General features: G+C 69.4%; 8 protein-coding genes and 1 pseudogene. 5 read left to right on the top strand and 4 right to left on the bottom strand.

The genetic code is table 11. The features are described from left to right. Positions 1-227: pseudogene (locus ACFYY7_RS44150) on the top strand (IS5/IS1182 family transposase); the annotation flags it as partial. A gap of 315 nt (positions 228-542) precedes the next feature. Here the strand turns inward: ACFYY7_RS44150 and ACFYY7_RS44145 are convergent. The 4 genes from ACFYY7_RS44145 to ACFYY7_RS44130 all read right to left on the bottom strand — a co-directional run bounded on the left by ACFYY7_RS44145 (position 543) and on the right by ACFYY7_RS44130 (position 4,292). Beyond that, positions 543-1,166, bottom strand: a complete 624-nt coding sequence (locus tag ACFYY7_RS44145) for a hypothetical protein (RefSeq protein WP_388671733.1) — start codon at positions 1,164-1,166, stop codon at positions 543-545. 487 nt (positions 1,167-1,653) lie between these two features. Beyond that, positions 1,654-1,920: a DUF3761 domain-containing protein gene (locus ACFYY7_RS44140; RefSeq protein WP_388671730.1), complete on the bottom strand. Its 267-nt coding sequence runs from the start codon at positions 1,918-1,920 to the stop codon at positions 1,654-1,656. A 198-nt stretch (positions 1,921-2,118) separates the two neighbouring features. Continuing rightward, a complete protein-coding gene (locus ACFYY7_RS44135; RefSeq protein WP_388671727.1) occupies positions 2,119-2,823 on the bottom strand; it encodes a DUF1524 domain-containing protein in 705 nt (234 codons plus the stop codon). A 287-nt stretch (positions 2,824-3,110) separates the two neighbouring features. Beyond that, positions 3,111-4,292 carry a TetR/AcrR family transcriptional regulator gene (locus tag ACFYY7_RS44130; protein ID WP_388671724.1) on the bottom strand — a complete coding sequence of 394 codons (1,182 nt, stop codon included), beginning with the start codon at positions 4,290-4,292 and terminating at the stop codon, positions 3,111-3,113. A gap of 162 nt (positions 4,293-4,454) precedes the next feature. Between ACFYY7_RS44130 and ACFYY7_RS44125 the strand changes: the two genes are divergently transcribed. The 4 genes from ACFYY7_RS44125 to ACFYY7_RS44110 all read left to right on the top strand — a co-directional run. Further along, entirely contained in the window at positions 4,455-5,714 is a 1,260-nt protein-coding gene (locus tag ACFYY7_RS44125; RefSeq protein WP_388671721.1) for an MFS transporter, read from the top strand. Positions 5,715-5,731: 17 nt separating this feature from the next. After that, positions 5,732-8,809, top strand: a complete 3,078-nt coding sequence (locus ACFYY7_RS44120) for a glycoside hydrolase family 2 TIM barrel-domain containing protein (RefSeq protein ID WP_388671718.1) — start codon at positions 5,732-5,734, stop codon at positions 8,807-8,809. Beyond that, the gene (locus ACFYY7_RS44115) at positions 8,802-10,265 is read left to right on the top strand and encodes a sulfatase-like hydrolase/transferase (RefSeq protein WP_388671715.1); all 1,464 of its coding nucleotides are present in this window, start codon (positions 8,802-8,804) and stop codon (positions 10,263-10,265) included. The genes ACFYY7_RS44120 and ACFYY7_RS44115 overlap by 8 nt, the downstream gene beginning before the upstream one ends. 55 nt (positions 10,266-10,320) lie before the next feature. Then, on the top strand, positions 10,321-11,714 hold a 1,394-nt coding region (locus ACFYY7_RS44110; RefSeq protein ID WP_388671712.1), incomplete at its 3' end, for an FAD-binding dehydrogenase.

Below are 11,714 nucleotides of genomic sequence, written 5' to 3'. Positions count from 1 at the left end.
CGGACGACGAAGGCAAGGGCTTCGTCCCACAACCGAAGCGGTGGGTCGTCGAGCAGGTCAACGGCACCCTCATGCTGCACCGGCGCCTCGCCCGCGACTACGACCACCGGCCCGACAACGCGGCCTCCCGCGTCTACTGGGCCTCCACCGCCGGCATGCTCCGCCGCCTCACCACCCCTGCCCCCACCTGGCGGGACGACGTGGAGCTGGCCGAGTTCACGCGGTAGCTGCGGGCCCGGTGCGGCTGGCCGCAGCCGGGTGTCTGGCAGACCGGGCGATGTCCGTAGGTCTGCTCGGCGGGTCCGGTGCGGCCGGTGCGGTACCACTGGCGGTAGTGCCGCGCGCACAGTTCTCGGGTCTTGGTCTTCGTCTCAGGGCACCAGGGCACGGCGCAGGCGCCCGTGGGTGAGATTCTGCGCGCTGGCCGGCCTCTTCCGACCAACTACGAAATGCGGCAGCGCGGCCTGGCCTGCAGACGGTGTCTCGTGAGCAGGAGGAAGGCCGGTTTCAAAAATCGGCCCTGCCGCTCAGGCTTGGTGGCGTCAGCCGTCGAACCAGACGACCAGGCGGACTTCCTCATCGCCGTGCAGGTTTGCCAGCGTGCGCATGACCGACCAGACGGCACCCCATTCGCTGTCGGGCACGGCGTCCTTTCGCTGTAGGCGGCCGACGCGGAAGAGCCGGTCGCCGTCCGGCCACTCGGTGTTCTCGGGATAGACGCTGCCCGCGCGGTGGAGCTGCCGGGCATCAGTGAGGCCGGAGAGTTCGGCAAAGCGGGTGAGGCTGGAGTTACGTCCTTGCATTTTCCAGCTGCCGTCGGAGCTTCGGCGGTACTCGTGTACACAGCCATCGACCTCGTTTGCGACTTCGTCCCAGTCGGCGGCTGCCAGCTCCGCCCAGGAGATCCAGGACTCGCCGTGCAGCTCATCACTCCAGGGCTCGAAGTCAGCGAGGCCCTCTTTCGACACGTCATGCGGGAGGCCTCGGTGATCGGCCAGTGGGCGGAACGAGGCGGTGTGGCGGACACCGAACAGGGACCCGAAAGCAACGTAGTCGCGCCCGTTGTAGAGGTGCGATAGGTCGATGACCTGGTTCCACGCACGATCGTCCTCGTCCAACCAGCGATCCCAGCGGCACTCGATGAAGCCGTGAATGTCTGTCCCCATGCCCGGCATTGTTCTCCGCCGGCATGGGACGGGCGACGGTATCTCTGGCTCTTGGCCAGCCGAGCGTGCGACCTCTCGGGCCACTCCTTCCCCCAGGTGTGCCCCAAGAGCACCAACCAGCGGAGGAATCGCAGCTCAGACGTACCGGGGCAGCCCTCTGTAAATCTGCCCCTGGACCTCTGCCCGCTCCTCGGGGAAGGGAGCGGGGACCTCCATGTCGTTCTCTTCCTGAAGGGCGAACGCATGGAACTCCACGGGCACCCGAACTTCTTCGCGCGCCACCAACTCGGCCACAGAGAACTCCCGTATCTCCCGCTACCGTCGCAGGAACTCTCTCCTGTGGCGATGGCCGCGCTGCCGGCTCCGCCTCACCCAGGATCGCGACTACCTGCACGCAGGCACGCGGAGGGGTCCTGCCCATATGGGCAGGACCCCTCCGCGTGCGGGCCAGTGGCACAGGCGGGAGGCCCATCCCGCCGAATACGGCCTATTTGTACCAGTAGCGGACGCCGCCATGGTGGCTGCAGGTGCCGCGGAACCTCGCCGCGTAGCTGGTGGTCCCGTCCTTGCATTCGGCGGTCGCGCCCGCCGGGTGTGCGCTGCCGGCCCTGCACACGCCGGTGGTGTGCGGTGCGCAGGTGCTGGTCGCCTCGGCCTGGACGGCCGGGCCGAGGAGCGAGGCAGCGACGACGAACGCCGTGAGGGTAGCGCGGGCGATGCCGCGGCGGTCCGATGCCGAGCGAGTACGGATCACAATGTGGGGCCTTCCTGGTTCAACCCCTTTTCGCTGTCGTGGGGTTGCGGAGTCGGGATGGTGGGGTCGCCGCGGAGGAAGAGTGCCTGGGCGGAGGGGTCCTGCTCCTCCCCCGCGGCGAGTCAGGACACGGACGGATTCGTCCGGTACTCCGGCAGTTCACCGGACAGGGTTTCCGGTCGGTGCCGCCGGGTGGGGTCAGGCGTCGCAGGTGTCGAGCATCTCGGACAGGGCAGCAGCCTCGGCGGGGTTGGCGGTGAGCTGGTAGGTGGCCTTCACGCTGATCCAGGCACGGCTATAGGTGCACCAGTACGACTGCAGCGACGGCTTCCAGTTCCCCGGGTCCTTGTCGCCCTTCCCCCGGTTGCTGCCGGCCGACACCGCGATCAGCTGCGAGTCGACCAAATCGTTGGCGAAGGCGCGCCGCTCGGGCGTCGACCATTCCGATGCCCCCGACCGCCAGGCTTCCTTGAGGGGGACGACGTGGTCGATGTCGATGCGGGAGGCGGAGTCGATGGTGAGGCCGTCGTACTCGGAGTACCAGGTGCCGGACACGGATCGGCACTGGTCGTCCTGGACGACGTCCTGGCCGTCTCTTTGGAGCGTGACTTCGCGGGTGTCACAGGTGCCGTGCTGGGTGATCCAGTGCGGGAATTTCGACCTGGAGTAGCCGGGGACGTCGTCCTCGTCGGCCACCACCAGGTCCGTGAGCAGTTCGCGGGCCTTGTCCGCGTCGGGCGGTTCGGGGAGCTCGCGCAGGGACGGTGCCTGATCGGGGAGGGCCTGACGGGCGGGGGTGTGGGGGCCTGCCGCGGTGGCGGTGGTGGGGGCGGCGGTCAGCGCGAGCCCGGCAAGAGCCGAAACGGCTGTGAGGAGCGCGGTTCGGCGCAGATGACGAGTCATGCCGATCATGCTCCGGCCCCTGATCAGCGAAGAATCGTTGCTGCCCGGCAGGTGTCACCCGCGTGGGTGGGAAGTCGTACCGGGCTCCGCAGCCGGGCTCGTGACAGTGCGTCGGGGCCGCTCCCCCGCGCACAGGCTCTGCGCAGCCAATACCGGGCCGACTCGTCGTATGTGGGTTGCGCACGGGCTTCACGGCTCGCGCCGTGGTGATCACGACGTGAACCTGGACTGGATCGGTCAAGCCGGGTGGCGCGGTGACTGTCGCTCCGGACCCTCCTGGACCTTGCTTAGGCGGCGGGGGTCAGCAGCTGTGCGCGGCGTTCGTGGGAGACGCTGTCGGCGAAGAGCTCGTCGAGCGCATGCAAGAGCCGCTCGGGGATGTGGAGCTCGCCTTCATACGGGGTGTGGAGCTGCAGTCCGTCCCACAGAGCGATGAACCAGGCTGCTTCGGCCCGCGGATTCAGGTCAGGTCGGACCAGTCCCTGGGCCTGCAGTGAGTGGAGTTCGTCGGTGAGCGCGTCGAGGACGCGGGCGTAGCGGTGCGCGAAGTGGGGATGTGCGGGGTGCCCGGGGTCGATGGCCTCGCACAGCAGGGCGGAGTAGAGCCGTACTCGGTCGGGGACCGTCTCGTTGTACGCGGCTCTGCGGTAGACGTTGGCGACCTTGTCATAGGCGGTGACGGGAGTCAGATAGGCCGTGTCAGCGTCGCGGTCGCGGCGGTTGAGAATCGCTTCGAGGAGGGTCTCCTTGGAGTCGAAGTAGTACAGCAGGGTGCTGTGGTTCAGTCCGATGCTCGTGGCGATGGAGCGCAGACTGGCAGCTCGGTATCCGTGCTGGGCGAAGGCTGTTGACGCGGCGTCGAGGATTTCCTGTGTGCGGCCGTCCGGTGCCGGGCGGCGGACGGGGGGCACGTGCGGCCGGTCGGCGGAGATTTTGGAGATCCAGTCGGCGCAGACGCGAGAATCTGACGTGACACGCCGGCTGTCGAGGTGAGTGTGCGTCACCTCGGCTGGGGAGATCTGCTCGGGCAGGTAGGCGCCGAGGACCCGGAGGCCGTCCTGGGCGGCTACGTACTCAAGTGCCGAGCCCTCCTGCGCCGAGCCGACGGCGTTCCGTCGCTCGCGGCGGGTGTGCAGGCCGTCCGCGACGAAGGAGTGGGCGGGGTGGTCGGGTGCTGCGGCTTCTCCCATCAGGGTGAGATGGAGGCGGATGAGGCGTTCGCCGCTGGGGCCGGCCTGCCCTGCCGCTTCCGTGCGTTCTTGCCAGCGACCCAGTAGGGCGCGAAGTAGGTCTTCCTTCGAGTCATAGTGCCGCAGGATCCCCGCGTGGGTCATGCCGATGTTCTTGGCCAGGGCACGCAGCGTCGTGGCGGCATAACCGCTGGTGGCGAAGGTCTCCTCGGCCGCGTCCAGGATCTGCTCGCGCCGCGCGACGCCCCTGCGGGACGGTGTGCCGCTGACGTGGGGCACGGTGGCTCTCCCTTCTCGGCTGCTGGTGACGCGCCGCGTCCGAGGCTAACAGCCGGATGTTTGTAACCAGATGGTTGACGTTTGTTACCAAGTGGTCAATCGTAGGTGGTGCAGACACCGGCAGGCGTGGAGCACTTCCCGCCAATGACCGAGAGGCATGGCATGACACAGACGTCCTCGGCCGTGAAAGCTCCCGATCCTGAGACACGCACCCGCGTCGACCGCAGGCTCGCGACGTCACTCGGCTTCGCTCAGTTCGGCTCGTTCCTGGTGTGGGGAGCGGCTCCCGCAGTGTTGCTCGCACGGCACCTGGAGGAGATCGACCCGGCCCGCAAGGAGGCCAACCTCGCGCTCGTGATCACGGTGGGCGCGGTGGTCTCGGTCCTCGCGCAGCCGGTGTGGGGCCTGTTCTCGGACCGCTCACGGAGCCGGTTCGGCCGACGCGCGCCCTACGTTCTGGCCGGTGCGTTCCTGGGGGCAGTCGGCCTGATCGCGACAGCACTGTCGCACACGGTGATGACCGTGATCGTCTCCTGGTGCGTCGTGCAGGCCGCCGTGACCGGCGGCAACGGCGTCCTCGTCGCGGTGCTTCCCGATCGCGTTCCGGTCTCGGTGCGCGGCTCGGTGTCGGCGGTGCTCGGTTTCGGCAGCATGGCCGGAATCCTGGGCGGGCAGATCCTCGCGTCGACCCTGGTACCGCACGGGATGCTGCTGGCGTACGGATGCGTTGCCGGCGTGCTCGTCCTCACGGCGGTGGTGTTTGTGATCGCGTGCCCCGACCCGGCCGCACCAGTGCAGGTGCGGTCTCGTCTGTCGCTCGCCGCCCTGGTACACGTGGTCTGGGTGAATCCACGCCGGCATCCCGACTTCGCATGGGCGGTCGTCAGCCGCATGCTGCTGATGCTCGGCTACCACACGGTGTCCGCCTACCAGCTGTACATCCTCCAGGACTACGCGGGACTGGGCCGGGACGAGGCCCTCGCGGCCATCCCGACCGTGGGTCTCGTCAGTCTCTCGGCCGGTCTGGTGGCGGTCCTCGTCTGTGGCCGTCTGTCGGACCGGATGAACCGGCGCAAGCCGTTCGTCGCCGTCTCGACGGCGGTCATCGGACTAGGTCTCGGGATGCCGTTCCTGATGCCCTCCTTGGACGGTGTCCTGATCTACGCGGCGCTCGCCGGCTTCGGCTTCGGCTGCTACCAGACCGTCGACACCGCACTCATCTCCGAGGTTCTCCCCTCGCAGGAGGACGCGGCCAAGGACCTCGGCATAGCCAGCCTCGCCAGCCACGTGCCCCAAGTCCTCGCCCCGGCACTGGCCGGACTGGTCGTCGTCGACCTCGGCTACCGGCCCCTTTTCGCGATGGCGTTCACGCTCTCGCTCCTCGGAGTCCTGTGCGTCCTTCCCATCAAGTCCGTCCGCTGAAGTCCTGAGAGAACCCCATGCACCCCTGGAACACCCCTGAACTGGTCTCCCGCGGCCGGGAGCCCCTCCACGCCCTGACCCACCACGACCGGCTCGACCTCGGCGGAACCTGGGACTTCCAGTTGCTGCCCGCACCAGACGTCACGCCGGCCGATACCTGGCGGCCGCTGAACATTCCGGGCGCCTGGACCATGCAGGACACCGGTGACCTACCGCACTACACCAACGTACGAATGCCGTTCTCCACGCATCCGCCGCACCCGCCGGCCCGCAACCCCACCGGTCTGCACCGCCGCCGCTTCGACCTCCCCGCCGCCTGGGAGGGCCGCCGGATCGTCCTCCACGTCGGGGCGGCCGAGAGCGTCCTCCTCGTCCGGGTCAACGGCAAGGACGTCGGCATGAGCAAGGACAGCCACCTCGCCGCCGAGTTCGACGTCACCGGCGCCGTGCGCCCGGAGAACAACGAGCTGCTCCTCACAGTCGTCAAGTACTCCGACGCCAGCTTCATCGAGGACCAGGACCAGTGGTGGCACGGCGGCATCACCCGCGACGTGTACCTCTACAGCACGCCGACCACCTACCTCGCCGATGTCCACTCGATCGCCGACTACGACCCCGCCACCGGCGACGGCACCCTCACGGTCCGCGTGGACACCGCCGGCCCGGGAGCCGGTCTGCCCGACGAGCCGCTGCGGATACGGGTGCGGGCCGCCGGTCAGCAGGCCGAGCAGGCGGTTCCCGTACGGCAGCAGGGCGAGATGCCCAGGACGCTGCCACCCGAACTCGCCGACGTCGACCTCTTCGGTCTGTTCTGCGCCGCCGCGGCCGGACTTCCGGTCCCCGAGCCCCTCGTCGACGTGCCGCGACACATCCACACCGCCATGTTCCCCCCGCCGGCCGCGCGCGTCTCCATCACCTTCGCCGTGCCGCAGGTCGCGGCGTGGAGCGCAGAGGTTCCCGCCCTGCACGACGTCACGGTCGACCTGCTTGGCAGCGACGACCGGGTCATCGACTCGACCCGGCTGCGCGTCGGTTTCCGGCGGGTCGAGGTGCGCGGTCAGGACCTCCTCGTCAACGGGCGGCGTGTGTGGATCCAGGGCGTCAACCGGCACGACTTCCACCCGCGGACCGGACGCACCCTCACCCGCGGGCAGATCGCCGACGAACTCGCCCTCCTCAAGCGGTTCAACATCAACGCCATCCGCACCGCCCACTACCCCAACCAGCCCGAACTCCTCGACCTCGCCGACGAGTACGGTTTCTACGTCTTCGACGAGGCGAACATCGAGGCCCACGACTTCGCCACCACCCTGTGCGACGACCCCCGCTATCTGTCCGCCTTCATCGACCGCGTCTCCCGGATGGTGCTGCGCGACAAGAACCACCCCAGCATCGTCGCCTGGTCCCTCGGCAACGAGAGCGGCAGCGGCACCAACCACGACGCCGCGGCCGCCTGGGTGCGCTCCTACGACCCCAGCCGTCCCCTCCACTACGAAGGGGCCGTCCGCAGCGACTGGCACACCGGCCACCACCAGACCGACATCGTCTGCCCGATGTACCCGACCATCGAGGCCATCCAGGGCTACGCCCGGCACCCGCGTGCCGACCGGCCCTTGATCATGTGCGAGTACCAGCACGCCATGGGAAACTCCAACGGCTCCTTCGCCGACTACTGGGACGCCATCCGCTCCACCCCCGGCCTGCAGGGCGGCTTCATATGGGAGCTGTGGGACCACGGCCTCGACCCCGAAGGCGACGGACGGTATCGCTACGGCGGCGACTTCGGGGACGAGCCCAACGACGGGAACTTCTGCGCTGACGGCCTACTCTTCCCCGATAGCACCCCTCACCCCGCGATGTACGAGGTGCGGCACACCTTCGCACCCGTACGCATCACCTCGACGGCTGCCGACGCGCGCGCCGGCCACCTCGAACTCGCCAACGAGGGCCACTTCGCGTCCTTCGACGGCCTGCGCTTCACCGCCAGCGTCGTCACGGTCGACGCCGAGGGCCCCGAAGTCCTGCTCGACGTACCCGCCGTCCCGCCGCAGGGCATCGTCCGCATCCCACTGCCGGACAGCGTCACCGCCGCTCTGGAGGAGGGGCAGGACGGTCCTGTTCTCGCCCTGCACCTTCGCGTCACCACCGCCCGCTCCACGACGTGGGCGCCCGCCGGCACCGAAATCGCCGTCCTGCAGGTGCTGCTCGAAGAGCCCCGCTACTCCCCCGCTTCAACGCCCCCTCACCCCGTACGCGACGACGAAGGCGCCGTACGGCTCGACGCCTACGGCCTGCTCGTCCACCCCCTGCTCGCCGAAGCCCCGTGCCTCAGCTTCTGGCGCGCGCTCACCGACAACGACAACGGCCGCCTCGTCCGCCCCCGCCTCGACGCCACCGGGCTCGCGCGGGTCACCCGCCACCTGGTCTCCGTCGACATCGCCCACCCGGGCAAAGAAGCCACCATCCGTGCCCGCTACACGACCGCCCACGGCCATGAGATCGAACACTTGCAGGTCATCACGCAGGAGACACCAGGACGGCTCCGCTTCGACGAGCACGTCCTGGTACCGGCCGAGGTGACCGACCTGCCCCGCCTCGGCATCGTCCTCGCCACCCGGCCCGGATTCGAAACCGTGCGGTGGACCGGCGACGGCCCTCACGAGACCTACCCCGACCGGCGCGCTTCCGCCCTCACCGGCACCTGGACCTCCACGGTCGGTGACCTCGCCGTGCCATACCTGCGCCCCCAGGAGAACGGCGGCCGCGCCGGCACCGTGAGCGCCCGGCTCGCAGGCACCGACGGCACCGCGTTGGTACTCGGCTTCGACCGGCCCTGCCAGTTCAACGCCTCCCACCACACGGTCGACGACCTCACCGCCGTCCGCCACGTCTGGGAACTCGACCCCAGGCCGCAGACCTTCGTCCACTTCGACGTGGCGCACCGCGGGCTCGGCACGGCCTCGGTCGGACCCGACGCCCTGCCCCGGTACCGCGTCGGACCGGGCCGCCACAGCTGGACCTGGTGGCTCGAAACACCCGCCACGACCGACGCCACCACACCGCTCCCCGAGAAAGGCCGAGCCTCCCATGCGTGAACGCCCCAACTTCGTCGTCTTCGTCCCCGACCAGCTGCGCGCCGACGCCATCGGGGCCTTCGGCAACCAGCACGTCCGCACCCCGAACATCGACGCGCTCGCGGCCCGGGGCACCCGCTTCACCAACGCCTACGCCCAGAACCCGATCTGCGCCCCGAGCCGGGCGTCGATCATGACCGGGCTCTACCCCCACACCACGGGCCACCGCACGCAGACCCACCTGGTCAAGCCGTGGGAGCCCAACCTGCTGCGGATCCTCAAGGAGGCCGGGTACCACGTCACCTGGGCGGGTATGCGCGGAGACCTGTTCGCCCCGGGCGTCACCGAACTCAGCGTGGACGAGCACGGATTCGCCGAACTCCCCACCGTCCACCCGCACGCGGGCAACACACCGGAGGAGTGGCCGGGCGGCGACGTGTGGGCCAGGATCTTCTACCGCGGCCAGGTACCGGACGACGGCAGGACCGACCTGGACGAGGCGACGATCCGCACGGCCGAGCAGTGGCTCAGCAGTCCGCCCGACACCCCGTGGGTTCTCTTCGTCCCGATCCTCGCTCCCCATCCGCCGTTCGAGGTGGCCGAGCCCTGGTTCTCGATGTACGACAGGGAGACGCTCCCCGCGCCGCTCGAGCCGGCGGAGACGACGGCCGGGGAACCCGCCTACATGGAGGCGATCAGGAAGCGCTACGGCCTCGACCGGGTCACCCCGGAACTGTGGCGGGAGGTCGTCGCCACCTACTACGGCATGGTCTCCCGCATGGACGACCACCTCGGCCGTGTCATGGCGCACGTCGACGACGCGGACACCGTCACCCTGTTCTTCACGGACCACGGCGAGTACCTCGGCGACCACGGTCTCGTCGAGAAGTGGCCCACCTCCTTCCATCCCTGCATCACGCGCAATCCGCTGATCATCTCCGGCGGGGGCCTGCCGGCGGGCCAGGAGTCGTCCGCCATGGTGGAGCTCGTCGACATCCTGCCCACCGTCCTGGAACTGGTCGGCGTCTCCGCGCCGCACCGCCACTTCGGACGCAGCCTGCTGCCCGTGATGAAGGACCCCGACGCGGAGCACCGCACCTACGCCTTCACCGAAGGCGGCTTCACCACGGCCGAGCAGCACCAGCTCGAACGCGGCAAGTTCCCCTACGACCTGCGCACCCAGCTCGCGTCGGACGAGCCGACACTGGTCGGAAAGGCGTACGCCGTCCGCGACCAGGAGTGGACGTACGTCTGGAGGCTGTACGAGTCTCCCGAGCTCTACCACCGCGCCAATGACCCCGGCGAGCGTCACAACCTCGCTGGCCTCCCCGCCCACCGGCAAGTCGAACAGCGGATGCACCAGGCCCTGTTCACCTGGCTGGTCGAGACCACCGACATCATCCCCACAGCCACCGACCCCCGGCTGCCCGGCGTCGAACTGCCCGTGCCCGCGCCGGCCCAGTCCGAGCCGCACTGACGCGGACCGGACCACAGAAGCACATCGCGGACCACAGAAACGGAGAACAGAAAGCATGGACGCCGACGTCATCGTCGTCGGGGCCGGGCTCGCCGGCCTGGTGGCCGCCCACGAACTGACCAGCCGAGGCCGGAGGGTCGCCCTCGTCGACCAGGAGGGCCCGAACAACCTCGGCGGGCAAGCGTACTGGTCCTTCGGCGGGCTGTTTCTCGTCGACTCGCCCGAACAGCGGCGCCTGCGCATCAAGGACTGTTTCGATCTCGCGTGGAGCGACTGGCAGGGCAGCGCAGGCTTCGACCATCTCGACGACGAGGACGCCTGGGCGGTCCGCTGGGCGCGCGCCTACGTCGAGTTCGCCGCTGGAGAGAAACGGTCCTGGCTCACCGGCCACGGCATCCGCTTCCTTCCCACCGTCGGCTGGGCCGAGCGCGGCGGCCTGCGGGCCGACAGCCACGGCAACTCCGTCCCCCGCTTCCACGTCGCCTGGGGCACCGGCACCGGCATCGTCGAACCCTTCGCCAGCTCCGCCCAGCAGGCCGCCGCGGCTGGCCTGCTCACCTTCCACCACCGCCACCGTGTCGACGAACTCATCGTCGAAAAAGGCGCCGCGTCGGGGGTACGCGGGCAGCGTCTGGCCGACGATCCCGCCCCGCGCGGGGTCGCCACCAGCCGGGAGACGACGGGCCCGTTCGAACTCACCGCCCAGGCCGTCATCCTCGCCACCGGTGGCATCGGTGCCAACCACGACCTCGTACGGCAGCACTGGCCCGAACGCCTCGGTACCCCACCGACGCAGATGGTGACCGGCGTGCCCGCCTACGTGGACGGACGGATGCTCGACATCAGCGCCCGCGCCGGCGCCCGGCTGGTCAACCGCGACCGCATGTGGCACTACACCGAGGGCCTCGAGAACTGGGACCCCCTCTGGCCCGGCCACGGCATCCGCATCCTGCCCGGCCCCTCCCCCCTGTGGTTCGACGCCCTCGGCCGCCGCCTGCCCGACCCGTGCCTCCCCGGCTACGACACCCTGAGCACCCTGCGCCACCTGCGCACGACCCCCGACATCGCCACGCACGACCACTCCTGGTTCATCCTCACCCAGAAGATCATCGAGAAAGAGTTCGCCCTCTCCGGCTCCGAACAGAACCCTGACATCACCGCCAAGGACCGGGCCGCGTTCATGCGCACCCGCCTGCTCGGCAAAGGCGCCCCCGGCCCCGTCGCCGCGTTCATGGAACACGGCGCCGACTTCGTCGTCGCGGACACCCTCGACGAACTCATCGACCGGATGAACAAACTCACCGACCGACCGCTCCTCGACGCCGACCACATCCGGCGGCAGATCGCGGCCCGTGACCTGCAGATCGCCAACCCCTTCAGCAAGGACTCTCAGATCCAGGGCATCCGCAACGCCCGCCGCTACCTCGGCGACCGCCTCGGCCGCGCCAC

It is taken from the genome of Streptomyces sp. NPDC001933 (genome assembly GCF_042890955.1).
Taxonomy (GTDB): domain Bacteria; phylum Actinomycetota; class Actinomycetes; order Streptomycetales; family Streptomycetaceae; genus Streptomyces.
Note: the sequence above shows the minus strand (reverse complement) of the source record. Positions and strands in the feature narration are given on the sequence as shown.